Below are 24,563 nucleotides of genomic sequence, written 5' to 3'. Positions count from 1 at the left end.
TTTCATGCCCCTTCAAAGAACACGCCGCCCAGCCACCCGTGCTGTGGCGGCGTTTTCGACGCTGTGCTTGCTTGCCTCGTGCGCGGCGGACCCCGGCCCCCCGCCCCTCGTCGAGCCGGAGGATAGGCCGAGCACCTCCACCGCGCAGAACACCGAGGCGACGGACGCAGCCACAGACCCCGCCCCCGCCCCTGCGCCAGAGCAGCCCGCCGGCCGGCCCCAGGCGCAGGTGGCCGTGGACCCGGTGCGCGGGGGGTTTAACCCGCACCTCGTTGGGGACGAATCCTCCACGGTGAGCGGCATCGCGGACCTCGTGCTGCCTAGCGCGTTCCACGCCGACGGCACGAAGGATTCCAACCTACTCGCCGGTGCCTCCGTCCTGGCGGCGTCTCCGGCCGCCTTCACCGTGCGTTACGTCATCTCACCCAACGCGCAATGGTCCGACGGCACCCCCATCACCGGAGCGGACTTTACGTACCTCTGGCGTGGCATGACCCAAACCCCGGGTGTGGTCGACCCAGCCGCGTACCGGGCTGTGGCAGGCATCCGCGTCGGCGGGCCCGGCGGGAAGGTGGTGGACGTTGATTTCGCACAGCCGGTAGGGGACTGGAGGGTGCTTTTCCGCCACCTGTTGCCGTCGCACCTGCTCGCCGCGGACGCCGCGGACTTTTCCTACGCGCTGCGCAACACGGTTCCCGCCTCCGCGGGGCGCTATCTAGTGCGCAGCGTGGACCGCGCTCACGGCACAGTCACCTTGAACCGTAACGACCGATTCTGGGGCCCAGATCCAGCCCTCATCGACATCCTCACCCTCGTGTCTGCCCGCGACACCACGCAGGTCGCCGACCAGTTGCGCAGCGGCCAGATTGCGTTTGCGGACATGGCGCCGCAGGCCACCACCGCGCAGGTGCTCGGCCTCATCCCAGGTGCGCAGACTCGGGTGTTCCCCGGCGGCCGCACCCTCGGTGTCACCGTGTCCGCCACCAGCGGCCTAGGGACGCAGGCTCGTGCGGAGGTGCGTTCGCTTATCGACGTACCCCTGCTCGCCCACATCGCCGCCCGGCGCACCACCGACGTCGATGTTGCATCGCAGACCACTCCCGGCTCCCTCGCGCTGTTGCACGCGCGCGCTGCAGAGGGGAAGGTCCTGCACGTCGCTGCCGATGCCGCGGACCCGGCGGCAGCGGCCGCCGCCCGTTCCCTTGTGGACATCCTGACTTCCGCGGGCGTGCCCGCGCAGGTGCTGTCGAATGAGCTGCCCGAAATCGCCGGTCGCGGGTTGCCCGCGGGGGAGGTGGACATCGTGGTGCACTGGCGCACCGACAACCGCGGTAATGAAGCACTGGCGAGTCGCGTCGCCTGTCCGCCGGAGTCTGGCCGGTCCGGCAACCTCTCCGGGTACTGCTCGGTCGCCGGAGAGGAGCTGGCCCGCAGCATTCTCGCAGGGGATATCCCCGCTGCCGTCGCGGCCGAGCGCGTGGAAGAGATTGAGACGCGCGAAGCGCTGTGGGTCCCGCTCCTGCACGAAACGCGGGTGGCGGCAACCGCAGGCGGGATCCGCGCGGCCCACGCTGCGCCGGGGGAGTGGCCCGGCGGCCTGTCCTCGGCGGGCGCATGGACGCTGGCCGATACAGTAGGGCAGCGAACGACAACCCAGGAGGTTCCATGACCGCACGAGATCTCGCAGGCTACCGAGTTGTAGCCGTGCACGCCCACCCCGACGACGAGGCGATCACCACCGGCGGCGCCATCGCCGACCTTGCCAAGCGCGGCGCCGACGTGCTGGTGGTCACCTGCACGCTCGGGGAGGAGGGCGAGGTCATCGGCGAGCCCTACCAGCACCTGGTCGTCGACGAGGCGGATCAGCTCGGGGGGTTCCGCATCCAGGAGCTGCAGCGCTCCCTTGCGGCGCTCGGTGCGCGCGGCCAGTTCCTCGGCGGTGCAGGCAGGTTCCGGGATTCCGGCATGGAGGGCTCCCCGGCCAGCCGGAACCCCCGGGCGTTTGTGAATTCGGGCGAAGCTGGTGTCGATACGCTTGCCGCCATCTTTGAAGCCGAGCGGCCGCACCTCGTGCTCACCTACGGCCCGGACGGCGGCTACGGCCACCCCGACCACATCCGCGCCCACGAGATCACGCACGCGGCGGCCAAGCGCGTGGGCATCCCGCGCATCCTGTGGGCGGTGCGGCTCGCCACCGAAACCGCCTCGCTCATGCCAGCCGAGGCGCCCGCGGGATGGCGGCTTCCGCAGGACGGCGAGCTCGACGGCGTGGAGGCTTCCGATATCCGCGTCGAGCTCGACGAAGCCGCCTACAGCGCGAAAGTCGAGGCCATGCGCGCGCACGCCACCCAGCTGTGGATCGCCGACGGGCGCACAACCGACGTTAACCCGCACGCCGCGCTGGCGTCTGGGCCGGTGGTCTACTACGCGCTGTCCAACCTCATCGTGCAACCGATCCAGAGGGTCGAGCACTACCAGCTAGGAGCGGGCTTGCCGCTTGACGACGCCGCTTCGCTGCTGACCGGGATCGACCTGTGAGCCACCCGGTTGTCCGGGACGACTTCTCCCGCGGCGAAGCAATCGCCGGGCTGGCGTGGCTGTGCGTCGGCGCGCTCGTCTCGCTCATGCTGGAAGCGGTGTACCTGAACTGGTTCTGGGTCATCGCAGCCCTGCTGTTCAACGCCGTGTTAACTAAAACCGCGCGGCTGTGGTCCCGGCGCTACGCTTTCGCCCCACTGGTTGTCTGGGCGGCCGCGTTTTTCGTTTCATTGGCGATTCTGCCGCCAACAGGCTGGTCGTTGGCGTTACTCTTCGCCGGCGTCGCGGGTGGCGTTTCGCCCCTGTTGCGCGCGAAGTGACATACTGTGTGCCATGACTTACGTGATTGCTCAACCGTGCGTCGACATCATGGACCGCAGCTGCGTTGAAGAATGCCCCGTTGACTGCATCTACGAGGGCAAGCGCATGCTCTACATCCACCCCGACGAGTGCGTCGACTGCGGCGCCTGCGAGCCGGCATGCCCGGTCGAGGCCATCTTCTACGAGGACGACACCCCCGACGAGTGGAGCGAGTACTACGACGTCAACGTCGGCTTCTTCGACGAGCTCGGCTCCCCGGGCGGCGCCGCCAAGACCGGCCCGCAGGACTACGACCACCCGTTCGTGGCCGCCCTGCCGCCGCAGAACCAGGACTAGGCAGTTGGCACGCACCCCGCTCGGCTCTATGCTCCCCGATTTTCCGTGGGACACGATCGCAGATGTCCGCGAACGCGCCGCAGCGCATGAGGGCGGGCTGATCGACCTGTCCGTCGGCGGCCCCGTCGATCCGATCGCGCCGTCGATCCAGCTGGCCTTGACCGAAGCCGCCGCCGCGCCCGGATACCCGCAGACCGCCGGCACGCCGGAGCTGCGCACGACCATCGTGTCCGCGCTCTCGCGCCGTTTCGGCATCGCCGGGCTGACCGAGAAGTCCGTGCTTCCCGTGATCGGGTTGAAGGAAGCGGTCGCCTGGCTGCCCACGCTTCTTGGCCTGCGCGGCGAAACCGTTGTCATCCCGGAGGTGGCGTACCCAACCTACGAGGTCGGCGCGCTCATAGCCGGGTGCAACGTCGTGCGCTCCGATGAGCCTGTCGACGGCGCGGCGTTCGCCTTCGTCAACTCGCCGTCGAATCCCACCGGCGCGGTGCTCGGTGTGGACGAGCTGCGTCGCTGGGTCGAATGGTCCCGCGACACCGGAGCCATCGTCGCCTCCGACGAGTGCTACCTTTCTCTCGGCTGGTCCGCCGAGCCGGTCTCCATCCTGCACCCGCGCGTCACCGACGGAGACAACACCGGGTTGCTGGCCTTGCATTCGCTGTCGAAGACGTCGAACCTCGCGTCCTACCGCGCAGGCACCATCTCGGGCGACGAACCCCTTGTCCAGGAGCTCCTGCTGGTACGCAAGCATGCGGGCCTCATCGTCCCTGGCCCGATCCAGGCGGCCATGGTCGCGGCGCTGGCGGACGACACCCATGAAGAGATGCAGCGCGCCACCTACGCCATGCGGCGCTTGGAGCTGATGAAGGCCCTCGATGCCGCAGGGCTGACTATCGACGACTCCGAGGCGGGCCTGTACCTCTGGGTGCGCCGCGACGGTCTGGACTCGCGCGAACTGCTGTCCTGGCTTGCAGACCGCGGCATCCTCGCCGCCCCCGGGGACTTCTACGGTCCTTCCGGTGCAGGGCACGTGCGCATCTCGCTGACCGTTCCCGACGACCGCGTCGACGAAGCAGCCCGCCGCCTCGTTTCTTAGATACCGGGGCCCAGGGACTAGACTCTAGGAAGTTTGCAGTCTTTTCCCGAGGAGGTACTGGTGCTTGACAGTCAGCCCGCCGCAGTGCCGTCGCACGGTGGTAGCGCCGTGCCGTCGCACGGTGGTAGCACAGCGGTCCGCCTCGCCACAGGGCTGCGCCAGTTCGTAAAATTCGGCATCGTCGGCGGCTCCGGTGTCCTTGTCAACTTCGTTGTCTTCTACCTGGCCAACAAGGCACTCGAAAATGGCCTCGGCCTGCATGCAAACGACGTGGTCGCACAACTCGGATCCACTCGCTGGAACGTACGCTGGTACCACGTTATGTCCACCCTGGCGTTCCTCTTGGCCAACACGTGGAACTACCAGCTCAACCGCTCGTGGACGTTCCGCGGTGTGCATGCCCGCTCCTGGCTGCGTGGGTTTTTCCCGTTTTTGGCCACGGGCCTGCTCGCCTTTGCGGTGTCGCTGACCTGCATGACGTTGCTGATGAACCCCACCACGCCCGTTGGTCTGCCCGACAGTGTCTTCGACGACTCTACCGGTCTGCGCACCAAGTCCTACTGGGCGCAGGCTATCTCGACGTTTATAGCGATGCCTGTGAACTTCATCATCAACAAGCTCTGGACTTTCGGGAAACCGAGAACGGTCGCCAAAGATCAGCCAAACGCTTCACTTTAGCGCGTTGTGGCCCGATTCTTTCGACGGTGAACTTGAGGCTGTGGATAGAGCGCAGCCGGCGCTGGTGTTATCCACAGATTTTATCGAGCGGGTATGCAGCGTGTGCGCTTCTCCCTAGCGTGCAGGGCATGACTCCATTCCAGCAGTTTCTCGATACCCAGCCGTCCGTCGACGTGCTCGTTGGCTTTGACAAACGGTCCGCAGTAGCGGCCGGCATCATGCCGAACTTGGCGAGCAAGTGGGCGGCCGTCCACGACGTCTATTACGGCGCCACCCGGTGGGCCAAGCAGCAACGTCTGGGCCTAGAGGCTGCCCAAGAATTCCCCTTGAGCCAGCTCGTCTACATCGAAGATCGGCTCAAAGAAATCCCCAACGAAGCGGAACGCTGGCGCGTACGACGAAAACTCCTCAAGACTGCATCCACCCACCAGGCACTGAAGGCCAAGGCGGACCGGCTCATTGTCAAACCTGCGCGGACCCGGCCGAAGCTGCAGGTCACGGTATCGAAATCCGTGCACGGCACCCGCGCTCTCAGGGTCACCGCCGACGAGCACGACATCGCCGACATCGAGCACTACCTGCGCGAGGGGCTCGACCCGTCCAAGCCACCGGGGCCCCAGATGCTTCGCCGCTTCCTCGACCTCATTCGCGGCAGCGGCAGCGTACCCAGTAGTATCCGACGACCCATCGTGGTAGTGGGATTGGACCAGCACATACAAATCCTTCGCGGCGAGGGCAACGACATTATTCTGGGGCTGACAGACGGCACGACCATCACCGGAGCCCAATACCTCGAGATGCATCCCGGTATCGAAGAAATAGGGCTCTTCCACCCGGCCGAGGGGGCAGTGAACCTCTACCAAACCCAGCGGTACGCCAACACCAAGCAGCGCGATCTTGCTCGAATGGCGCTCACCGTGTGCCCGTGGCCGGGCTGCCGCCACGGATCCGACAACTGCGAGATCCACCATATACAAGCCTGGTCCCAGGGCGGTGCCACCAATTTGGCCAACCTAGCGCCGGTGTGTCACTACCACAACCAAATCAACCACGACGACGCGACGTTCGCCAACACCCGTGGCGGCGTGCAGCGGCGCGACGGCGTCCCGGTGTGGGTATCTCCCAACGGGATCCCCGCGGCGAACACCTACCATCCCTATGGCGCGATGGAGGTGCTCTTCGGGGAAGCTGCGTCTCCCGCGAACCGCACGTAGCGGGCCAATTCGTCCAGATGACCGCGCGGGTCTACCGGTTCGGGAAGGAGCCCGTCGTAGGTGTAGCCGGCTTTCACCGCGGCGCTTGCCCACGGGGCAGTGGAGTACCCGAGGATCGCCGCGGGGTGACTGTTCTCCGCGCGGAGCTCGACGTTGCCCGCGTAGGATTCGACGAGGTCCTCCCGCACCCCAGGGCGGTGAGCTCACCTCGCTCTAAGGGAGCAGGGTGAGGTCGGCACTTCCTAGTTTGGGCATCGGAATTGACCAGAACTTCACGCTGTCGCTTTAGCTCCGAGTGGCCGAACGAGGATGGGTCAGGGGTGACGGTCCCTGCTAGTTGGCGTGCAGGACGTCGTTGAGTGCAATGCCCTTCGCGGGCACGGCTTCCACCGCCCCGGTGATGGAGTTGCGGCGGAACTGCAGCCCGTTGGCACCGGACAGCTCAAGCGCCTTCACTTCGGTGCCGGCGTCCTTGCCCAGGGCCTCGGCAACCGGCGCGGTCAGCACAACCTTGGTGCCGGCGGTGACGTAGAGGCCGGCTTCGACAATGCAGTCGTCGCCAAGCGAGATGCCCACGCCCGCGTTCGCCCCGAGCAAGCAGCGCTCGCCGAGCGAGATGACTTCCTTGCCGCCGCCGGACAGTGTGCCCATGATGGAGGCGCCGCCGCCGATGTCGGTGCCGTCACCAACCACGACACCCGCGGAGATGCGGCCCTCGACCATGGAAGCGCCGAGCGTGCCAGCGTTGAAGTTCACAAACCCCTCGTGCATGACGGTCGTGCCCTCGGCGAGGTGCGCGCCGAGGCGGATTCGGTCCGCGTCGCCGATGCGCACTCCCGACGGTACGACGTAGTCCACCATGCGCGGGAACTTATCTACGGAGAACACCACCACAGGGCCCTTGGCGGCGAGCCGGCCGCGCGTCATCTGGAAATCAGCGACCGCGCACGGCCCATAGTTCGTCCACACCACGTTGGACAACAGGCCGAAGACGCCGTCCATGTTCGCGCCGTGCGGGCGGATCAGCCGGTGCGACAGCAGGTGCAAGCGCAGGTAAACGTCGTAGGCGTCAACCGCTGGCTCCGACAGGTCGGCGATGGTGGTCTCCACGGCCACGCGTGCGACGCCGCGCGCTTCGTCTGGCCCGACGAGCTCCGCGAAGCGTGCGTCTGGCTCATCCAGCCGACGCGTCCCGGTTTCCCCCGTGGCCTCGTCGATCTTCGGTGCCGGGTACCAGACGTCGAGGACGGTGCCGTCGTGGGTGATGGTGGCTACGCCACGCGCGTGTGCGGAGGTTGGGGAAGTCATGTGAGCTACCTTACGGCACCCCGGTTACGGGTGAGGAACGAGCACGCCACCAGCACCAGCGAGAGGATGGTCACGCTGATGACTTGGGAGCGCGAAGCGTCGTCAAAAAGCATGAGCACCGTCAGCCCCAGCAGTGCCGCAAGCGTCACCCACGGCACCCACGACGCGCCGCGCACGCGCACGGCGGAGCTGCGGATGCGCGGGTGCAGCTTGATGAAGCTCAGCGTGATCATGATCCAAGTGACGATGAGGCAGCCGCCTGTTGCGGACATGATGAAGTCGATCATTCCCGGCGGGTTCCACCACTGCAGGCCGACGGCCACAAACGCGAAAAATACCGACACGAGCACGGAGTTGCGCGGCACGCCAGCGGCGTTAGTCGTGGCCATCCAGCGCGGGGCGTCGCCTTCCAGCGCCTGCTGGTAGCCGAGGCGGGAGGTGCCGTAGATCTGCGCGTTAAAGGCGGAGAGCAACGCCAGCACGATCACCACCTCCATGAGCCCGGCCGCGCCCGGGATGTTGGCCATCTCCAAAACGGCGGTGAAGGGGGAGTCTGCGGCGGAATCGGCGCCGTCGATGGCGGCGTAGGGCAGCAGGAGGATGATTACCGCGACGGAGCCGATGTAGAACAGGGCGATGCGCCAGATGATGGAGTTCACGGCGCGCTTGACGTTCTCCGACGGGTTTTCGGACTCGGCCGCGGCGATGGTGACCACTTCGATGCCGCCGAACGCGAACGCGACGGCAAGCAGCCCCGCCGCGATACCGCTGATGCCGTTGGGGGCGAACCCGGATTCGCGGACGTTGCCGAAGCCGACAAAATCGCTCGCGGGCAGCACACCGGACCAGAGCAGGACGCCGATGACCAAAAAGCCCAGAATCACGGCGATTTTGATCATGGCGAACCAGTACTCGAACTCGCCGAAGCCCTTGACTTGCGCGAGGTTCACGGCGGTGAGGATGGCCACGACAATGAGCCCTGGGATCCACTGGGGCACGCCGAACCAGCCGGCCATCATCGCGGAGGCGCCGGTGAGCTCCGCGCCGCACGCCATGATGAGGAGGAAGTAGTAGATCCACCCGAGCAGGAATCCGGCCCAGTGGCCGAACGCCATGCGTCCGTAGGTGGCGAATGAGCCGGATGAGGGGTGCGCTGCGGCCATCTCGCCGAGCATGCGCATCACGGCGATGACGATCAGCCCGGCGATGACGTACGCGATGAGGATCGCGGGCCCGGCTGCGCGGATGCCCACGCCGACGCCGAGGAAGAGGCCGGCACCGACTGCGGTGCCCAAGCCCATGAGTGTGAGGTGACGCGATTTCAGGCCGGAGCCCAGATCGCCTCTGCTTATCGACGTTCCTTCGGCCATTTACCTGTTTCCCTTTCCATGCACCGCACTGGCGAGTGCGATGACTCCAACAACGACGGCGACAGCAAGCATCTGGAACCGGCCGTCGGGGTTTGCGAGCATGAGCGCGATCACGCCGCCGGCGAGCGCGATCATCACCCACGGCAGGACGTTCGGAGCCCACATTCGCACCTCCGTGATCTCGCCGGTGGCTACCAGCTTGGGGTGGATGCGCACAAAGGACAGCGCGACCACGATCCACAGCACGATCAGGCAGCCGCCGACCGCGTTGAGGAGGAAGGCGAGTAGCCCGGGCGGGTTCCAGTACTGCAGAGCCACCGCGGCGAATCCGAAGACGACGGAGACGATGACGGCGCGCACGGGCACGCCGCGGGCGTCGGTGCGCGCGAAGGAGGCGGGTGCGTCGCCGCGTACTGCGAGGTTCTGCAGGAAGCGCGATGAGCCGTAGATTTGCGTGTTGCAGGCGGAAAGCAGGGCCACCACGATCACGGCTTCCATGATGCCCACGGCACCCGGGATGTTGGCCATTTCGAGCACGGCCGTAAACGGCGAGTCAGCCGCGGAGTCGGCGCCGCCGATCTGGTCGAAGGGCAAAAGCAGCACGATCAGCAGCACGGAGCCGATGTAGAACACCGAGATGCGCCAGATGATGGAGCGGATGGCGGAGTGCACGCCCGCCTGCGGGTCCTCGGATTCCGCGGCGGCGACGGTGACCAGCTCGATGCCGCCGAACGCGAACGCGACGGCGAGGAGGGCAGTAGCGACGCCGGACCAGCCATTGGGCATGAACCCGACCTCGTTGACGTTGTGCAAACCCACGAAGCCGCCGGCGGGCAACAGCCCGAGCCACAGCGCCACGCCGATGGCAAGGAATGCGATGATGACGGCGACCTTGATCAGGGCGAACCAGAATTCGAACTCGCCGAAATTCTTCACTGCTGAGAAGTTGATCACCGTAAAGATGACGATTGCGGCTAACGCGGGGAGCCACGGCGAGATGCCGAACCAAGCTGCCACGATGGCGGAGGCACCGGTGATCTCCACGGCCATGATCATGATCATCATGAACCAGTACAGCCAGCCGATGGTGAACCCGGCCCACGGCCCGAACGCCTGCGCGGCGTAGGTGGAAAACGTGCCGGAAGAAGGCCGCGCGGCCACCATCTCCGCGAGCATCTGCATGAAGCAGACGGTGATGAACCCGGCGATCACGTAGGCGATCAGCACTGCGGGACCGGCTGCGGCGATGCCCACGCCGGTGCCCAGGAACAGGCCCGCGCCGATGGCTGAGCCGAGGCCCATCATGGTGAGGTGGCGCGTTTTCAGCCCGCGCGCGAGCGCCGTGGAGTCCGCGACAGGGGAAACAGGTGTTGACATGCTCAACACCTTAAACGCACACTTTTAGGCCGACGGCATTATATGCCGTTTTCTCCGCGCCGCCGCACCACGGGAGAGGTGGAAAACGGCTCGTGCTCGATGCGCAGGTCGCTGCGCCCAGCGATCGCGCTCGCGGGCACTTGGGTGCCGGACTCCACATCGAAGACCATCGTCTCCGGCTCGAGCATGACACCGACGCCGATCTCGCACCGGTCGCCAAGATCCACCCCGATCACGCCCGCCGAGGGATGCAGCCGGCAATCCCGCCCCATCCGCATCGGACGGCGCTCGAATTCGCTGACCCGCGAGGCCATGAGTGTGGAGGACAGCGAAAGGTCTGTGCCGCCGCCTACTACTACCGCAGAGGACACCCGGCCCTCGATGCGCGCCGGTCCAAGTGAGCCCGCGTTATAGGACACGTAGCCCTCGCGCATCACCGAGGTTCCCTCGGCCAGGTAGGCGCCCAGCCGCACGCGCTCGGCCTCCGCGATCGTTACGCCCGAAGGCACCACGTAGTCCACCATGCGCGGCAGGCGGTCGATGCCGTAGACGTGGATCAGCCCGCGCGCCCGCAAGTTCATGCGCACGGTTTCGAAGTTGTCGGCCAGGCACGGTCCCTTGTTCGTCCACACCACAGGTACCAGCAGCTCCAGCGCGCCCTCCAGGTTGATGGTGAGAGGCTCGACCATGCGGTGCGACAGCAGGTGCAGGCGCAAAAAGACGTCGTGGGCGTCCACCGGTGGCGCGTTCAAATCAGCGATCGTGGTGCGCACTGGCACAAGCTCCACCAACCTGTCGTGGTCCGATCCGATGAGTTTGAGGAACTTCGGGGAGAGTTCGTGGGCGGAGACGCGGTGGGTGGCCGAAGGTTCGTCGATAGGCACAAGCTCCGGCGACGGGAACCAGGTGTCCAGCACAGTCCCGTCCATGGCGATGTTGGCAATTCCGACGGCGCGCGCTCCAGCAGACATGCCTGGGAGTGTAAACGTAGGATCGCCGTGTGACTTCCTTAGATCTCTTCGCTGACCCTGTCGAGCTGACCGCGGCGCTCGTGGACATCGAGTCGCCCTCGCACCACGAGGAGGCGATCGCGGACGCCATTGAGGAGGCGCTGCGCGGCCTCGAGCACGCCGAGGTGCAGCGCTTCGGCAACACGGTGGTCGCCCGCACGACCTTCGGGCTGGACAGCCGCGTCGTGCTCGCCGGCCACATTGACACGGTGCCGCTGGCCGATAACACGCCGCATCGGCTCGCCGACGGCATTCTCCACGGCTGCGGCTCCGTGGACATGAAATCCGGCATGGCGTGCTACCTCAACGCCTTCGCGCGGCTTGCGCAGCCCGGCAAGACCGCACACGACCTCACCCTCATTGCCTACGAGGCCGAGGAGGTGGCGCAGGAGTACAACGGCTTGTTCCACCTGGAACGCGACCACCCTGAGCTGCTGGCCGGTGACATCGCCCTGCTCGGCGAGCCGTCCGGCGGGATCATCGAGGCCGGTTGCCAGGGCTCCATCCGGGTCTTCGTGGACGCGTCCGGCACCCGCGCTCACTCCGCGCGCAGCTGGCTCGGCCACAACGCGGCGCACGACCTCGCCGGGGTGCTCACCCGCATCGCCGCCTACGAGCCGCGGAGCGTGGTCATCGACGGCTGCGAGTACCGCGAGGGCCTCAACGTGGTGGGCCTGGAGGGCTTCGTGGCCACGAACACCATCCCCGACCACGCGCGGCTCATCGTGAACTTCCGGTACGCGCCGGACCGCTCGGTGGAAGATGCCAAGGCGCACCTGGAGGAGGCGCTTCAGCTTGACGACGAGCTGACGCTGACCTACGACGACATCTCCCCGGCCGCCCTTCCTGGGCTCGGCGACCCGGTTGCAGCCGGCTTGGTCAAGGCTGTGGGCGGGAACTTCCGGGCGAAGTTTGGGTGGACGGACGTGTCGCGTTTTTCCAGCCTGGGTGTGCCCGCGGTGAATTTCGGGCCCGGTGACCCGGGGTTCGCCCACAAGAAGGACGAGCAATGCCCGGTCGACCAGATCCGCCAAGTGTCAACGCAACTGCTGGATTACCTCAGCGCTGAAAGCGAGTAAACCCCATGGCCCCGCTGAACATTCCCCGCCCGGACCGCGACCGCAAGTTACGTGGCCCCATCGCACTACGCGGCGAGGACCACCAGGCGTCCACCCACGACCAACGACTGCTTGAATCCGCCGGCCACGCCGACGGGCAGTGGAAGCACGAAGATCCCTGGCGCGTGATGCGCATCCAGTCCGAGTTCGTCGCTGGCTTCGATGCGCTGTCCGACATGCCCAAGGCCGTGACGGTTTTTGGTTCCGCCCGCCTGGGGGAGGGTACCCCGGAGTACGAGCAGGCCTACGAGGTCGGCCGCGCGCTGGCGGACTCGGGGTACGCAGTGATCACCGGCGGCGGGCCGGGCCTGATGGAGGGGCCGAACCGCGGCGCCCACAACGCGGGCGGCCTGTCGGTCGGCTTGGGCATCGAGCTGCCCTTTGAGCAGGGGTTGAACGACTGGGTCGACCTCGGCCTGAACTTCCGCTACTTCTTCGCTCGCAAGACCATGTTTTTGAAGTACTCGCAGGCCTTCGTCGCGTTGCCGGGCGGCTTCGGCACCATGGACGAGGTCTTCGAGGTGCTGTGCATGGTGCAAACGGGCAAGGTGACCAACTTCCCGATCGTGCTCATCGGCACCGAGTTCTGGTCCGGCCTGGCGGCGTGGATCGAAGACCAGCTGCTCGCCCGTGGCTTGATCTCGCCGGGCGACGAGAAGCTTTACCTGGTCACCGACTCGGTGGATGAGGCCGTCGCCCACATCGTGGAGGCGCACAGGGTGATGACGGATCAGCGTCTGCACAATGCCTAAGCCGCTCGCCCAGGTCATGGCGATTGTCAATCGCACGCCCGATTCCTTCTACGACAAAGGCGCCACGTTCGCCGCGGACAAAGCGCTTTTGCGTATCGACGACGCCGTGGCCGCCGGCGCCACCATCATCGACATCGGCGGCGTCAAGGCAGGCCCCGGCGACGAGGTTACGGTTGCCGAGGAAACGGAGCGCGTCGTTCCTCTCATCGCCGCCGCCCGCTCCCGGCACCCCGATGTGACTATTAGCGTGGACACATGGCGCGCGCAGGTGGCCGAGGCCGCGATCGACGCCGGGGCCGACTTGATCAACGATACGTGGGCGGGGTTCGACCCGGAGCTCGTTGAGGTGGCGGGGCATCACCGCGTGGGGTACGTGTGCTCGCATACCGGCGGGGTGACCCCGCGCACGCGCCCGCACCGGGTGCACTACGACGACGTGGTCGCCGACGTGATCGCGGAGACCACCGCACTCGCGGAGCGCGCCGTAGCCGCGGGCGTGCCGGAGGAGCGGATCTTCATCGACCCCACCCACGACTTCGGCAAAAACACCTACCACGGTCTCGAACTGCTGCGCCGCGTGGACGAGCTCGTGGACACCGGCTGGCCGGTGCTGATGGCGCTGTCGAATAAGGACTTCGTGGGGGAGACACTGCACCGTGGCCTGTACGGCGCGGACATCACCGAGCGTGTTCCCGGCACCCTCGCCGCCACCGCGTGGGCCGCCGCACGCGGGGTGGCGGCCTTCCGCGCCCATGAGGTCGCCGCCACCGTAGACGTGATCCGCATGACCGCCGCCATCCAGGGCGACATGGCCCCCATGCACACCGTGCGGGGGCTGGCGTGAAGGTCAGCGTGGTCATCCCGGCGCTCAACGAGCAGGACACGGTCGCAGGCGTGGTGGAGCAGTGCCTCGCGTCCGCGGCCGACGAGGTGCTCGTCGTCGACCCGGATTCCACCGACGCCACCGCGGAGCGTGCCGCCGCCGCGGGGGCAAGGGTGGTGCCGTGGCGCGAGGTGGACCCGCGCGAGCCCTGGGAGGGCAAGGGCGAGGCGCTGTGGCGCGGGGTGAAGGCGGCCAGCGGCGACGCGGTGGTGTTTGTGGACGCGGATGTGACCTCGCTTCAACCGTGGTGGGTCGACGCGCTTGCCACTCCGCTGCAAGACAGCACCGTCCACCTAGTCAAAGCCTCCTACGACCGCACCCGCGCCGGCGGCCGCGTCACCGAGCTGACCGCCAAGCCCTTGCTGCGCGCATGTTTCCCGGAACTCGCGCACATACGTCAGCCGCTTGCGGGCGAATACGCCATTCGCCGATCCACCGCGCTGCGGTTGCCGTTCGTTTCCGGCTACGGCGTGGAAGCAGGATTGCTTATCGACGTCGCATCCGCCCACACCCCCGCATCCATCCAACAAGCCCAACTGAGCCCCCGCGAGCACCGCAACCGCCCGTTGACGCAGCTGGCCCCCATGGCCGACGTGGTCGCCCGCACCATACTCGCGCGCGCCGGGGTGGCGGACATCGAGGTCCGCGAGCGGCCTGCCTGGGTAGACGGTTAAACTGGCCGTCATGCTTTCCTGGATCATCCTCATCCTTATCCTCGCGTTGTTGAGCATCATCGGCGTGCGCGTGTTCGCCTCCGTCTTCGGCCGCGGGGAGGCGCTGCCCCCCATGCCGCCGACCAGCGAGGTCAAGGAGGCCAACCGCCGCGCGGTGGAGGAGGGCAACTTCGGCGACATCCAGCTCGAGGTGGTGCACCGCGGGTACCGCATGGATCAGGTGGATGCGCTGCTGGAGCAGTTGGCGGGTGACAACCTTGGGCCCGTCGATAGGCGTGGCGCTCAGGTAGAATCTTCTGCACAACCCCATCACGAAGTTTAAGGAGCGTAGACGAATGGCAGCAATGAAGCCGCGTACCGGCAGTGGGCCTATGGAAGCGGTGGAGGAATCCCGCAAGATCGTGATGCGCATCCCGTCCGACGGCGGTGGCCGCCTCGTCGTGGAGCTGACCAAGGAAGAGGCCGGCGAGCTCGGCCGGTTGCTCACGGAGGCCGCAGAAGCCTAACGCGGTAGTATCGCCACATGCTCAACGACATTGTGGACGTGCTGGCCGACCCGGCAGATCTCACCCCGCTTCGGGGCGCAGACGATTTCACCCGTCTCGTCTCCGAATCGGGGCATTCTTATGACGTGGCCAAACAGGGCTACGTCACCCTCGCCGCAGGCAAGGGGATCGGCCACGAGGGCGACTCGTTGGAGATGGTCAACTCCCGTGAAACCTTCCTGTCCAACGGCCACTTTGCGCCGTTCGTGGAGTCTGTGTCCGACGCGCTCGCCGACGTTGTGGAGGGCGTGGCGGGGGATGCGGATCCCGTCATCCTCGAGGCCGGCGCTGGCACCGGCTACTACCTCGCCCATACCTTGGACCTGATTCAGGGGGCGCGCGGCGTGGGGCTGGACGTGTCCGTCCCGGCGGCGAAGCACCTGGCTAAGTCGCACCCGCGCGTGGGTGCCGTGGTGGCGGACGTGTGGGAACAGCTGCCAATACGCACCGGCTCCATCCACGCCTTGGCCGTGGTGTTCGCTCCGCGAAACCCGGCCGAGTTCGCGCGCGTGCTCGTTGAGGGCGGCGAGGCCGTCATGCTCGTCGCAGACCAGGGCCACCTCGACGAGCTGCGCGAGCCGCTGGGCATCCTCGGTGTGGAGGACGGCAAGATCGAACGCCTCATTGCCCAATCCGAGGGACACTTGGTGCCCGCGGCGGCCCCGGAACTCATCGAGTACCCCATGCAGCTGGGCCGCGACGCCATCGCCGCCCAGGTAGGTATGAGCCCGTCGGCGCGCCACCTCGACGCGGACGTGTTACAGGCCCGCCTGGCGGAATTGCCCGAGCAGATGGAGGTCACCGCCCGCGCGCAGCTGATCCGCATGCGCAAGGCCTAACCGCCGAAAACGCTGCCGCCCCAACCAGCGCGTGGGTGGGGCGGCAGCGTCGTGTCGTCGGGAGGCGGACTAGCGCACGTAGCCGCGGCGCCACTCGCTGTGGATCTCTGCGCCGTCGTGGGCGCGGGTGCGGATGCCGGAGCAGTTGCCCTCCAGCCACACGCGCGAGGACATGACCACGCTGCCGCCGCCGGCGTAGACCTCGATGGTGGAGCCGTCGACGATGACGGTGATGTTGTCCTCGTCCTCGTCGTGCAGCTCGGCGGTGGTGGGGGTGCCGTCCAAGCGGTCCAGGGTGAGCCTGTCTCCGGAGTGGGTGATCACCACTCCCGGCTCACCGTTGCCGTCGAGCACCTCCACTGTGACCGACGAGCCCGGAGCGATCTCGCACAAGCCCGCCCACATGCGGGCTCGGTCGGTGCTGTCCACCGCGTCCGGCAGCCCCACGGCCGGCACCTGGTACAGGCGCCCGCCTTGCAACGTGACGCGGCGCGGGAGGGTGAGCGCGTTGGCCCAGCCCTCGGCGTCCCAGTTGGGCTCGCGGGTGGGGTCGCCGTTGCGGTCCGTGTTGGTCATGAACCCGTAAAGGTAGGCGCGTTCGTACAGGTTGGCGGTTTCCGACAAGCTGTAGGTGGTGTTGCGGGGGCGGGTGAAGTCGTGCCCGTGGTCCAGGATGGTGAAGGGGGTGTCTACGCGGAATACGGTGCCCCGCAGCTCGCCCACGGCGTAGACGGCGGTGTCTTTGCCGTCGCGTTCGAGGGTGATGAACAAAACGTCGCGGATCTCGCCGTCAACCTCGTCGCGCAGGCGGATGATGCGCGGCGCGACGAGGGAGGCATCCAGGTCGATGCCGGTTTCGCCGTCGAACTCGAGCGGCCCCTCCAGTTTCCAGTCGCGCCCGTCGTCGGAGGTGAGGACGACCGGCCTGGGCGTGGTTTCCGGACCGGAGACGGCGAGCATCAGCCAGCCGTCGTGCGCGTCCTCGCGGTCGGTGCCGGCCTCCCAGTCTGGCACGACGCAGGGGGAGCGGAAGTTGGCCGCGCCGGCGGTGTCCTCGACTACCGCGCCGAGACGGGTGGCGACCTTGGTCACCTCCAGTTCTTCCTCCTCGTCCAAGTCGGCGCACAGGTGGTCAACGTGGGCCACGTGCGCGATCTGGATGGTGTTGCCGGCAGCGGTGGCGGAGGTGAAGAAGAGGTCTAGCCCGTCGTCGGCGGAGGCGAGGGTGCCGGCGCGCACGGCGGTTTCGCCACCGACGGGCACGATCACGTCGTTGCAGTCGAGCCAGCTGAACGGGTCGCCCTCGCTCATCTCGTGGCCCCAGCGGCTGGGGGCGTCGGGGGTGGGGCGGTACTGGTAGAACATGTGCCAGATACGCTCCTGCGCCGCGCCGGTGCGGTAAATGCCGGCGGGGCCTTCGAGGATGCCGTGCTCGGCGGTCACGTGCAGCTCCGGACGGTAGACGGTCATCACATCAGCCCCTTGTAGATTTCGACGGTGTCCCGCGCAATAGTTGCCCAGGAGAATTCGGTTTTCGCACGATCGAGCCCGGCGGCGCCCATGGCGGCGGCGCGGCCAGAATCGCCCGCGACAGCGTTGACGGCTTCGGCGAGGCGTTGTTCGAAGCCGTCCGCGTCGTCCGCGTCGTAGTCCACGAGCACGCCTGTTTCGCCGTCCACAACAACTTCGGGGATGCCGCCGACGCGCGAGGCCACCACGGCGGTGCCGCACGCCATGGCCTCGAGGTTCACAATGCCCAGCGGCTCGTAGATGGAGGGGCACACGAATACGTCGGCCAGTGAGTACACCTGGCGCACCTTCTCCGGCGGCATCATTTCCTGCACCCAGAAGATCCCGCCGCGCTGAGCCTTCAGCTTATCGACGAGCCCTTCGGTCTCCGCCGCAATCTCCTTGGTGTCCGGGGCGCCGGCGCAGAGAATGATCTGGATGTCCTCGTCGAAGGATTGGGCCGCCTTGAGCAGGTGTGGCACCCCCTTTTGGCGTGTGATGCGGCCGACGAACGCCACGACGGGTTTGTCAGGGTCCACGCCCAGCTCTTCGCCGATATTCCCGGTGTCGGGGTACCACTTCTGCGGGTCGATGCCGTTTAAGACGGTGTGGACTTTAGCGTCGTCGATACGCGGGTAGGCGCGCAGCACCGCCTCCTTCATGCCCGCGGAGACCGCGATGACCGCGTCCGCGTACTCGAATGCGTTCTTCTCCGACCAGGAGGAGACGTTGTAGCCGCCGCCGAGCTGCTCGCGCTTCCAGGGGCGGTCCGGTTCCAGCGAGTGGGCGGTAACGACGTGGGGGATCTCGTGCAGCTGGCCGGCGAGGTGGCCACCCAAGCCTGCGTACCAGGTGTGGGAGTGCACCACGTCCAGCCCGCCGGCGGCGTCCGCCATGCGCAGGCCGGTGGACAGCGTTTTGATTGCGCCGTTGGCATCCTCTAGGGCCGGGTCGACGCCGTGGACGTACACGCCCTGCTCGTTGCGGGGGGCGCCCATGCAGTGCACGTCCACGTCGACGATCTCGCGCATGAAGCGCGTTAGCTCTGTGACGTGCACGCCGGCGCCACCGTAGACCTCCGGCGGGTATTCGCGGGTGAACATTCCGACTTTCATGCCCGCCGAGCCTACTGACGCGCGCGAATCCCTGCAGGAGCGAACAATTCTCATTAGCCTTACGGTTATGAAAAGCCAGCCACGAGTTCTCGCCATCGTCTTGGCCGGCGGGGAGGGCAAGCGCCTGTTCCCCCTCACCGCCGACCGCGCCAAACCCGCCGTGCCGTTCGGCGGAAACTACCGCCTCATCGACTTTGTCCTGTCTAACCTTGTCAACGCGGGCTACATGCGCATCGCGGTGCTCACGCAGTACAAGTCCCACTCGCTTGACCGCCATGTGGCCACCGCATGGAACGTCTCCGGGCCCACCCAGCAGTACATCGCCTCCGTGCCGGCGCAGCAGCGCCGCGGCAAGCGCTGGTACTCGGGCTCGGCGGACGCGATCGTGCAGTCGTTGAACCTCATCTACGACGACGCGCCGGATTACGTCCTCGTGCTGGGCGCGGACCACGTCTACCGCATGGACCCCTCGCAGATGGTGGAGGACCACATCGCCTCCGGCAAGGCCGCTACAGTGGCCGGCATCCGCGTGCCGCGCTCGGAGGCGCACGCGTTCGGCTGCATCCAGGCGGACGACGACGGCACGATCACCGAGTTCCTGGAAAAGCCGTCAGACCCACCAGGTACCCCGGACGACCCGGACGTGACCTACGCGTCCATGGGCAACTACTGCTTCTCCACCGAGGCGCTGATCAAGGCGCTTCTAGAGGACGAACAGAACGAGGACTCCGCCCACGACATGGGCGGCGACATCATCCCGTTCTTCGTTGCCCAGGGCGAGGCGAACGTGTACGACTTCTCCCGCAACGAGGTCCCCGGCGCCACCGAGCGCGACCACGGTTACTGGCGTGACGTGGGCACGATCGACTCGTTCTACGAGGCCCACATGGACCTCATCTCGTCCCACCCGGTGTTCAACCTCTACAACAAGGCGTGGCCGATCCACGCCACCGAGGACGGCAACTTGCCGCCGGCGAAGTTCGTCATGGGCGGTATCGCGCAGGAGTCCATCGTCGCGTCCGGTTCCATCATCTCGGGCGCCACGGTGCGCAACTCGGTGCTGTCTACCGACGTCCGCGTGGAAGAGGGGGCCACCGTGGAAGGCTCCGTCCTCATGCCGGGCGTGCGTGTGGGCAAGGGCGCGGTGGTACGCCACTGCATCTTGGACAAGAACGTCTACGTCTCCGACGGGGAGATCATCGGCGTCGACACCGAGCGCGACCGCCAGCGCTTCACCGTCTCCGACAACGGCGTGGTCTGCGTGGGCAAGAGCGAGGTGATTTAGCCCCGTTTGGTGATGAGCGTCAGCCCGCCGTCGAGAGGCAGGCGCGCCACCGCCGCGTCGTCGAGCGCTAGCGTATCGACGAAAGCGTCCGCCTCCCTCGCCGCTTCCGTCTCACGGTCGCGGCGGGTGGGGTCGGCCACGGTGCCGTCGAGAAGCGAGCCCGCAATGACCAGCGTGCCGCCGGGGGCGAGGAGGGGCCACGCCGCGTCGATGAGCGGCCGAAGCTGTACGGCCGCGACGTCGGCGTAGATGAGTTGGTACGCGCCGGTTGCCAGCCGCCCCATGACCTCCAGGGGGCGGGAGGTGAGGAAACGCACGCGAGAGGGCGCGAAGCCTGCCGCGCGGAACGCCTCTTTCGCGCCCGCCTGCAGCGCAGCTTCCGGCTCGATGCAGGTCAGGGTGGCTTTCTCTCGCAAGCCCACAAGGATGTGCAAGCCAGCGACGCCCGCCGCGGGCGTGACGGCCACGGCGCCCTGGGATGCCTGGCTGCCAGCCGCGAGCACCGTGAGCAGATCACCCACGATGGGGCTCGGTGTGGGCACGCCGTTTTCCTCCGCGTCCTCGCGGGCCTGGCGCAGCGCGTCGGCCACCGCTTCCGGAATGTGGTCCCGGCGCGCGGTGATGTAGGTGCTCAATTGAGAAAAAGCCGTCTCACTCACACGAGCAATCATAGCGGGGTGCCGCATCCCCAGGCAGCTCCCAGGTGCACAGCTGGCAAACGGGGTCCCGGTCTGCCAAAATGACCCCCATGACCGTCGAGGAAACCCCGCTGTCCGGCACCGCCGCGTTCGACGCGGGCGAGGGGGCCATGCCCACATGGGCGGAGCTGGTGCAGGAGCACGCGGACAGCGTCTACCGCCTCGCGTACCGCCTCTCCGGCAATCAGCACGACGCCGAAGACCTCACGCAGGAGACGTTCATGCGTGTCTTCCGCAGCGTGAAGCGCTACCAGCCCGGCACCTTCGAGGGCTGGCTGCACCGCATTACCACCAACCTGTTCTTGGACATGGTGCGGCGCCGCGCCAAGATCCGCATGGAGGCCCTGCCGGAAGATTACGAGCGCGTCCCGGGCACTGACATGACCCCGGAGGAGGCGTACAACGTCGCCAACCTCGACCCGGCGCTGCAGCGCGCGTTGGATGACCTCGCCCCGGATTTCCGTGTTGCGGTCGTGCTCTGCGACGTGGTGGGCATGACCTACGAGGAGATCGGAGAAACCCTCGGGCTGAAAATGGGCACCGTGCGCTCCCGCATTCACCGAGGCCGTGCGCAGCTGCGCGAATCCCTCGAACATCAAGCGCTTGAAGACGCGAACGCGCTGGAACTCATCCGCGCCCGCTAAGAAGCGACGTGATCAGCATGGCCCGACGCGAGTTCAACTCCACCGACCATCTCAACCCCGAAGCGGTCGCCGCCTTTGTGGACGGGGAGCTGTCGGATTCCGCATTTCACCGCGCGGCGAAGCACTTGGCGGACTGCGACGAGTGCCGCGCGGAGGTGGACTGCCAGCGCAAGGCCGCGAACAGGCTGCGGGTGGTGGACGACTCCGGCGTGCACGCCCCAGCGTCACTCGTGGAGCGGCTTGCCGGATTGTGTGCGGACGACCTCGCGGGTGATGCCGAGGGGGACAGCGCGCGCCGTGGGGAGGCCGCGCGGGAGAAACTAGGCAGGCTCGGCAATGCGCTGCAGTCGTCTGTCCAGTCCTCCCTGAGCGCGCTGAAGCGGCGCGGGGAGTAGGGTGACGTAGGTGTTTTCCAACATCGGCTGGGGCGAGATCTTTTTCCTCCTGATCATCGGGCTCATCGTGATCGGGCCCGAACGCCTGCCCGCCGTCGTTGAGGATGTGCGTGCGGCGATCTACGCGGCAAAAAAGGCGATCAACAACGCAAAGGCGGAGCTCAACGGCGAGCTCGAGGGCTTTGACGAGTTTAAAAAGCCGATAGACACCGTCTCCCAGTACGCCGCGATGGGGCCGCGCCGCGCCATGGCCAAGGTGCTGTTCGAAGACGAGGCGGTGGACGGCCCCGCACCCGCAGGCCCGTCAGAACCCGCGAAGTCGGGGCCCCGTCCGCAGACCGGTTCCACCAAGGTCGCCGGTGCGAAGCCGGATGATGGTGGGCGGGCGGAGCGGCCGTCGCAAAGCAAGGGCTTTTCCTGGGAGGATATTACTTAACCTGCGGGTTTAAGCTCTTGCCGGCGAGCGAATCGCGCCGCACCTTGAGCTGGTCCGCCACCGCCTGGATGGCTTTGGCGGCGGGGGAGTCCGGCTCGGAGATGACCACCGGTGTCCCGCTATCGCCGTGTTCGCGCAGCTTCGGGTCCAGGGGGATGGAGCCGAGCAGCTTCACGTCCGAATCCGTCAGCTGAGTCAGCCGCTCTGCGACCTGCTCGCCGCCGCCCTCGCCGAAGATGTTCATCACGGTGCCGTCGGGCATGGTCATGCCGGCCATGTTCTCAATCACGCCGGCGATCTTCTGGTCCGTCTGCTGCGCGATGGTGCCTGCGCGCTCAGCGACCTCGGCGGCCGCGGCCTGCGGGGTGGTCACGATGAGCAGCTCCGCGTTGGGCACCAGCTGGGCCACGGTGATGGCCACGTCGCCGGTGCCGGGCGGAAGGTCCATGAACAGCACGTCAAGATCGCCCCAGTACACGTCGGCGAGGAACTGCTGGATCGCGCGAGTGAGCATGGGCCCGCGCCACACGATGGGCGCGTTGCCCTCCACGAACTGCCCCACGGAGATGTGACGCACGCCGTTTGCGATGGGGGGCATGATCATCTCGTCTACTACAGTTGGCCCCTTGTCGTCGGAGCCCATGAGCCCCGGCACCGAGTGGCCGTAGATGTCCGCGTCAACGATGCCCACAGTGAGTCCTTGTGCCGCGAGTGCGGTAGCCAGGTTCACCGTCATGGAGGACTTGCCCACGCCACCCTTGCCGGACGCCACGGCGTAGATGCGCGTGCGCGTGTCCGGGTCCGCGAAAGGAATCACGGGGCCGGTCTGCTCGCCGCGCAGCTTCAGCGCCAGCGCCCGGCGCTGCTCGTCGCTCATGGTGTGCAGGGTGACGGAGACGTTACCGATACCGTCGAGCTCTTCGAGCACCGCGCGCGTGTTGCCTTCGATGGTGTCTCGCATCGGGCAGCCCGCGATGGTGAGGTAGATGCCCACCGCAACGTCTGCGCCGCTCACGCGCACGGATTCCACCATGCCCAGCTCAGTGATGGGCTTGCCAATCTCGGGATCCTCTACGCGCGCGAGCGCGGCGTGGACGTCCGCTTCTGTAATCACATGTTCAATAGCCATCTCGCCCAGCAGTATAACGGGGCGCGGCGCGGATACCGATACACTAGGGCGCATGACAAATCCCATGAACAACACTGGCCGCGGCCTTGCGCGCGAGGTGCCCACGGGCTGGCCTGTCGGCAGCTTCAAAACGTATGCGGAGGCGCAGCGGGCCGTGGATGCGCTGTCGGACCAGCAGTTCCCGGTGGAGAAGCTTTCCATCGTCGGCGTGGATCTCATGCAGGTGGAGAAGATCACCGGCCGTCTGACGTGGGGCAAGGTGCTTGGCACCGGCGCGTTGTCCGGCCTGTGGATGGGCCTGTTTCTGGGCCTGATCCTGTCGGTGTTCACGGAGCCTGGCTCGGGCTGGGTCACGTTCACCACCACGCTGGTTGTCGGTGCGGTGTTCGGTCTCGTGTTCGCGGCGGTCGCGTACGCGTTCACGGGTGGCAAGCGCGATTTCTCTTCCGCTACCACGATCGTGGCTGGCCACTACGACGTCTTGTGCGAGGCGGACGCGGCACCGCGGGCGCGGGATCTCATCGCGGGGCAGCAGCCTATCGACGGCGCTTCGCACCCCAACCCCGATGCGTAACACCCACCGCGCGCTGGCCGTGCTGGCGGGGTCGGCGCTTGCGCTGGCGGGTTGCGCACCAGCGGGCCTGCAGAGCAACGGCAAAGACCCGGTGGCCATCGGGGTCGACGCCGACGACCCGGAGCAGTTGGTGCTGGGCGAGATTTATAGCCGCGTTCTGCAGCAGCTCGGGCGGCCGACGAGCGTGACCGCCACCGACTTCTCCGCCGGGGACACCCTTCGGGTGCTGAAGGAAACCCCGATTGATTTCGTGGTGACGTGCACAGGCAAGCTGGTCGAGGAGACGGACCCGGCCGCCGCGAAGGCCTTGGGCGGCGAAGCGAAGACGGGTGCGGAGGGGATGTCGGACACGGTTTACGATGCCGCGGTTGCCGCGCTGCCCGGCAGCGTGCGCACCGTCGACCCCTCCCCGGCGCAGGGCTGCGGGGGCGCGGGAGCACTACCGCAAAACGTCATTCCGCTGTTTTCCGCGTCAGTCTTCGACCGTGGGGAGATCAACCGCCTGAACTTCATCACCCGCGTCATGTCCACCAAGGCGATCGGGGAGATGGCTGAGGAGGTCGCAGACGGCGCGGACATGGAGGACACGCTGGCGGCGTGGATGATGGAGTACGCACACATCGACGTCTACGCCAACGAGCTGGCCGACCCCGATGAGGGCGCCGCGGCGGGGGATTCCGCGGATAGCGCCGGAGCGCGCTAGAACCCGCGGACACGAA

Annotated in this window: 28 protein-coding genes; 20 read left to right on the top strand and 8 right to left on the bottom strand. The window is 67.0% G+C overall.

All coding sequences use genetic code 11. The features are described 5' to 3' along the window. Positions 1-4: 4 nt before the first annotated feature. The 7 genes from HMA55_RS07130 to HMA55_RS07100 all read left to right on the top strand — a co-directional run bounded on the left by HMA55_RS07130 (position 5) and on the right by HMA55_RS07100 (position 6,183). Entirely contained in the window at positions 5-1,669 is a 1,665-nt protein-coding gene (locus HMA55_RS07130) for an ABC transporter family substrate-binding protein (RefSeq protein WP_181192372.1), read from the top strand. Further along, on the top strand, positions 1,666-2,538 hold the full coding sequence (mshB, locus tag HMA55_RS07125) for an N-acetyl-1-D-myo-inositol-2-amino-2-deoxy-alpha-D-glucopyranoside deacetylase (protein WP_181192371.1): 873 nt from the start codon (positions 1,666-1,668) through the stop codon (positions 2,536-2,538). Before HMA55_RS07130 ends, mshB begins: the two co-directional genes overlap by 4 nt. Then, complete coding sequence (locus HMA55_RS07120; RefSeq protein ID WP_181192370.1) at positions 2,535-2,858, top strand: hypothetical protein; 324 nt, start codon at positions 2,535-2,537, stop codon at positions 2,856-2,858. Before mshB ends, HMA55_RS07120 begins: the two co-directional genes overlap by 4 nt. A 13-nt stretch (positions 2,859-2,871) precedes the next feature. After that, entirely contained in the window at positions 2,872-3,195 is a 324-nt protein-coding gene (fdxA, locus tag HMA55_RS07115) for a ferredoxin (RefSeq protein ID WP_181192369.1), read from the top strand. A gap of 4 nt (positions 3,196-3,199) precedes the next feature. Further along, on the top strand, positions 3,200-4,291 hold the full coding sequence (gene dapC, locus HMA55_RS07110; protein ID WP_308239989.1) for a succinyldiaminopimelate transaminase: 1,092 nt from the start codon (positions 3,200-3,202) through the stop codon (positions 4,289-4,291). Positions 4,292-4,399: 108 nt separating this feature from the next. After that, a complete protein-coding gene (locus HMA55_RS07105) occupies positions 4,400-4,969 on the top strand; it encodes a GtrA family protein (protein WP_257802485.1) in 570 nt (189 codons plus the stop codon). A gap of 128 nt (positions 4,970-5,097) precedes the next feature. Then, entirely contained in the window at positions 5,098-6,183 is a 1,086-nt protein-coding gene (locus tag HMA55_RS07100; RefSeq protein WP_181192367.1) for an HNH endonuclease signature motif containing protein, read from the top strand. Between the two features lie 333 nt (positions 6,184-6,516). Here the strand turns inward: HMA55_RS07100 and dapD are convergent, their stop codons facing one another. The 4 genes from dapD to HMA55_RS07080 are packed head-to-tail and all read right to left on the bottom strand — an operon-like array spanning position 6,517 to position 11,209. Beyond that, on the bottom strand, positions 6,517-7,491 hold the full coding sequence (dapD, locus tag HMA55_RS07095; protein WP_181192366.1) for a 2,3,4,5-tetrahydropyridine-2,6-dicarboxylate N-succinyltransferase: 975 nt from the start codon (positions 7,489-7,491) through the stop codon (positions 6,517-6,519). A 5-nt stretch (positions 7,492-7,496) separates the two neighbouring features. Beyond that, on the bottom strand, positions 7,497-8,861 hold the full coding sequence (locus HMA55_RS07090) for an amino acid permease (protein ID WP_181192365.1): 1,365 nt from the start codon (positions 8,859-8,861) through the stop codon (positions 7,497-7,499). After that, positions 8,862-10,238 (bottom strand): amino acid permease, encoded by a 1,377-nt coding sequence (locus HMA55_RS07085; RefSeq protein WP_181192364.1) that lies wholly within the window; start codon positions 10,236-10,238, stop codon positions 8,862-8,864. A gap of 38 nt (positions 10,239-10,276) precedes the next feature. Next, positions 10,277-11,209 carry a succinyltransferase gene (locus HMA55_RS07080; RefSeq protein WP_181192363.1) on the bottom strand — a complete coding sequence of 311 codons (933 nt, stop codon included), beginning with the start codon at positions 11,207-11,209 and terminating at the stop codon, positions 10,277-10,279. 29 nt (positions 11,210-11,238) lie between these two features. Between HMA55_RS07080 and dapE the strand changes: the two genes are divergently transcribed. From dapE to HMA55_RS07045, 7 genes are read left to right on the top strand one after another with little or no spacing between them, the layout of a single operon-like run. Beyond that, positions 11,239-12,327 carry a succinyl-diaminopimelate desuccinylase gene (gene dapE, locus HMA55_RS07075; RefSeq protein ID WP_181192362.1) on the top strand — a complete coding sequence of 363 codons (1,089 nt, stop codon included), beginning with the start codon at positions 11,239-11,241 and terminating at the stop codon, positions 12,325-12,327. A gap of 5 nt (positions 12,328-12,332) precedes the next feature. Continuing rightward, a complete protein-coding gene (locus HMA55_RS07070; RefSeq protein WP_181192361.1) occupies positions 12,333-13,118 on the top strand; it encodes an LOG family protein in 786 nt (261 codons plus the stop codon). Next, entirely contained in the window at positions 13,111-13,962 is an 852-nt protein-coding gene (gene folP / locus HMA55_RS07065) for a dihydropteroate synthase (protein ID WP_235961837.1), read from the top strand. Before HMA55_RS07070 ends, folP begins: the two co-directional genes overlap by 8 nt. Further along, positions 13,959-14,675, top strand: coding sequence for a glucosyl-3-phosphoglycerate synthase (locus HMA55_RS07060; RefSeq protein WP_181192360.1), 717 nt, complete (start codon positions 13,959-13,961; stop codon positions 14,673-14,675). The genes folP and HMA55_RS07060 overlap by 4 nt, the downstream gene beginning before the upstream one ends. Before the next feature lie 10 nt (positions 14,676-14,685). Continuing rightward, the gene (locus HMA55_RS07055) at positions 14,686-14,997 is read left to right on the top strand and encodes a DivIVA domain-containing protein (protein ID WP_181192359.1); all 312 of its coding nucleotides are present in this window, start codon (positions 14,686-14,688) and stop codon (positions 14,995-14,997) included. A 13-nt stretch (positions 14,998-15,010) separates the two neighbouring features. Beyond that, a complete protein-coding gene (locus HMA55_RS07050) occupies positions 15,011-15,181 on the top strand; it encodes a DUF3117 domain-containing protein (protein WP_069202886.1) in 171 nt (56 codons plus the stop codon). Positions 15,182-15,198: 17 nt separating this feature from the next. Next, entirely contained in the window at positions 15,199-16,059 is an 861-nt protein-coding gene (locus HMA55_RS07045) for a class I SAM-dependent methyltransferase (RefSeq protein WP_181192358.1), read from the top strand. Positions 16,060-16,128: 69 nt separating this feature from the next. Here the strand turns inward: HMA55_RS07045 and HMA55_RS07040 are convergent, their stop codons facing one another. After that, positions 16,129-17,529, bottom strand: a complete 1,401-nt coding sequence (locus HMA55_RS07040) for a GH32 C-terminal domain-containing protein (RefSeq protein WP_181192357.1) — start codon at positions 17,527-17,529, stop codon at positions 16,129-16,131. Further along, on the bottom strand, positions 17,529-18,683 hold the full coding sequence (gene glgA, locus HMA55_RS07035; RefSeq protein WP_219910465.1) for a glycogen synthase: 1,155 nt from the start codon (positions 18,681-18,683) through the stop codon (positions 17,529-17,531). The genes HMA55_RS07040 and glgA overlap by 1 nt, the downstream gene beginning before the upstream one ends. 67 nt (positions 18,684-18,750) lie before the next feature. On the opposite strand from glgA, the gene glgC reads away from it, so the two are divergent. After that, positions 18,751-19,968, top strand: coding sequence for a glucose-1-phosphate adenylyltransferase (gene glgC, locus HMA55_RS07030; protein WP_181192356.1), 1,218 nt, complete (start codon positions 18,751-18,753; stop codon positions 19,966-19,968). Here glgC and HMA55_RS07025 read toward each other — a convergent pair. Continuing rightward, positions 19,965-20,639 carry an O-methyltransferase gene (locus tag HMA55_RS07025; protein WP_181192355.1) on the bottom strand — a complete coding sequence of 225 codons (675 nt, stop codon included), beginning with the start codon at positions 20,637-20,639 and terminating at the stop codon, positions 19,965-19,967. The genes glgC and HMA55_RS07025 overlap by 4 nt on opposite strands. A gap of 77 nt (positions 20,640-20,716) precedes the next feature. Between HMA55_RS07025 and sigE the strand changes: the two genes are divergently transcribed. Genes sigE through tatB form a run of 3 tightly spaced genes read left to right on the top strand, consistent with a single transcriptional unit; the run spans position 20,717 to position 22,141 of the window. Further along, on the top strand, positions 20,717-21,310 hold the full coding sequence (gene sigE, locus HMA55_RS07020) for an RNA polymerase sigma factor SigE (protein ID WP_181192354.1): 594 nt from the start codon (positions 20,717-20,719) through the stop codon (positions 21,308-21,310). 17 nt (positions 21,311-21,327) lie between these two features. Further along, positions 21,328-21,705 (top strand): anti-sigma factor family protein, encoded by a 378-nt coding sequence (locus tag HMA55_RS07015; RefSeq protein WP_181192353.1) that lies wholly within the window; start codon positions 21,328-21,330, stop codon positions 21,703-21,705. A gap of 10 nt (positions 21,706-21,715) precedes the next feature. After that, positions 21,716-22,141, top strand: coding sequence for a Sec-independent protein translocase protein TatB (tatB, locus tag HMA55_RS07010; protein WP_181192352.1), 426 nt, complete (start codon positions 21,716-21,718; stop codon positions 22,139-22,141). Here the strand turns inward: tatB and HMA55_RS07005 are convergent. Further along, positions 22,134-23,270 carry an Mrp/NBP35 family ATP-binding protein gene (locus HMA55_RS07005; protein WP_181192351.1) on the bottom strand — a complete coding sequence of 379 codons (1,137 nt, stop codon included), beginning with the start codon at positions 23,268-23,270 and terminating at the stop codon, positions 22,134-22,136. The two genes, tatB and HMA55_RS07005, sit on opposite strands and share 8 nt — an antisense overlap. A 52-nt stretch (positions 23,271-23,322) precedes the next feature. On the opposite strand from HMA55_RS07005, the gene HMA55_RS07000 reads away from it, so the two are divergent. Further along, complete coding sequence (locus tag HMA55_RS07000; protein ID WP_181192350.1) at positions 23,323-23,844, top strand: general stress protein; 522 nt, start codon at positions 23,323-23,325, stop codon at positions 23,842-23,844. Then, positions 23,837-24,547: a type 2 periplasmic-binding domain-containing protein gene (locus HMA55_RS06995; protein ID WP_181192349.1), complete on the top strand. Its 711-nt coding sequence runs from the start codon at positions 23,837-23,839 to the stop codon at positions 24,545-24,547. Before HMA55_RS07000 ends, HMA55_RS06995 begins: the two co-directional genes overlap by 8 nt. The last annotated feature ends 16 nt before the right edge of the window (positions 24,548-24,563 follow it).

It is taken from the genome of Corynebacterium wankanglinii, assembly GCF_013601005.1.
Classification (GTDB): domain Bacteria; phylum Actinomycetota; class Actinomycetes; order Mycobacteriales; family Mycobacteriaceae; genus Corynebacterium; species Corynebacterium wankanglinii.
This window is presented reverse-complemented; position numbering and strand designations above follow the sequence as displayed.

Coding starts and splice junctions, on each gene's coding strand:
- dapD (WP_181192366.1), bottom strand. CDS start 7,491: ATGACTTCCCCAACCTCCGCACACGCGCGTGGCGTAGCCACCATCACC.
- HMA55_RS07045 (WP_181192358.1), top strand. CDS start 15,199: ATGCTCAACGACATTGTGGACGTGCTGGCCGACCCGGCAGATCTCACC.
- glgC (WP_181192356.1), top strand. CDS start 18,751: ATGAAAAGCCAGCCACGAGTTCTCGCCATCGTCTTGGCCGGCGGGGAG.
- HMA55_RS07070 (WP_181192361.1), top strand. CDS start 12,333: ATGGCCCCGCTGAACATTCCCCGCCCGGACCGCGACCGCAAGTTACGT.
- HMA55_RS07080 (WP_181192363.1), bottom strand. CDS start 11,209: ATGTCTGCTGGAGCGCGCGCCGTCGGAATTGCCAACATCGCCATGGAC.
- HMA55_RS07025 (WP_181192355.1), bottom strand. CDS start 20,639: ATGATTGCTCGTGTGAGTGAGACGGCTTTTTCTCAATTGAGCACCTAC.
- HMA55_RS07055 (WP_181192359.1), top strand. CDS start 14,686: ATGCTTTCCTGGATCATCCTCATCCTTATCCTCGCGTTGTTGAGCATC.
- HMA55_RS07050 (WP_069202886.1), top strand. CDS start 15,011: ATGGCAGCAATGAAGCCGCGTACCGGCAGTGGGCCTATGGAAGCGGTG.
- HMA55_RS07090 (WP_181192365.1), bottom strand. CDS start 8,861: ATGGCCGAAGGAACGTCGATAAGCAGAGGCGATCTGGGCTCCGGCCTG.
- sigE (WP_181192354.1), top strand. CDS start 20,717: ATGACCGTCGAGGAAACCCCGCTGTCCGGCACCGCCGCGTTCGACGCG.
- HMA55_RS07005 (WP_181192351.1), bottom strand. CDS start 23,270: ATGGCTATTGAACATGTGATTACAGAAGCGGACGTCCACGCCGCGCTC.
- HMA55_RS07040 (WP_181192357.1), bottom strand. CDS start 17,529: ATGACCGTCTACCGTCCGGAGCTGCACGTGACCGCCGAGCACGGCATC.
- HMA55_RS06995 (WP_181192349.1), top strand. CDS start 23,837: ATGCGTAACACCCACCGCGCGCTGGCCGTGCTGGCGGGGTCGGCGCTT.
- folP (WP_235961837.1), top strand. CDS start 13,111: ATGCCTAAGCCGCTCGCCCAGGTCATGGCGATTGTCAATCGCACGCCC.
- fdxA (WP_181192369.1), top strand. CDS start 2,872: ATGACTTACGTGATTGCTCAACCGTGCGTCGACATCATGGACCGCAGC.
- HMA55_RS07100 (WP_181192367.1), top strand. CDS start 5,098: ATGACTCCATTCCAGCAGTTTCTCGATACCCAGCCGTCCGTCGACGTG.
- glgA (WP_219910465.1), bottom strand. CDS start 18,683: ATGAAAGTCGGAATGTTCACCCGCGAATACCCGCCGGAGGTCTACGGT.
- mshB (WP_181192371.1), top strand. CDS start 1,666: ATGACCGCACGAGATCTCGCAGGCTACCGAGTTGTAGCCGTGCACGCC.
- HMA55_RS07085 (WP_181192364.1), bottom strand. CDS start 10,238: ATGTCAACACCTGTTTCCCCTGTCGCGGACTCCACGGCGCTCGCGCGC.
- HMA55_RS07015 (WP_181192353.1), top strand. CDS start 21,328: ATGGCCCGACGCGAGTTCAACTCCACCGACCATCTCAACCCCGAAGCG.
- HMA55_RS07130 (WP_181192372.1), top strand. CDS start 5: ATGCCCCTTCAAAGAACACGCCGCCCAGCCACCCGTGCTGTGGCGGCG.
- HMA55_RS07000 (WP_181192350.1), top strand. CDS start 23,323: ATGACAAATCCCATGAACAACACTGGCCGCGGCCTTGCGCGCGAGGTG.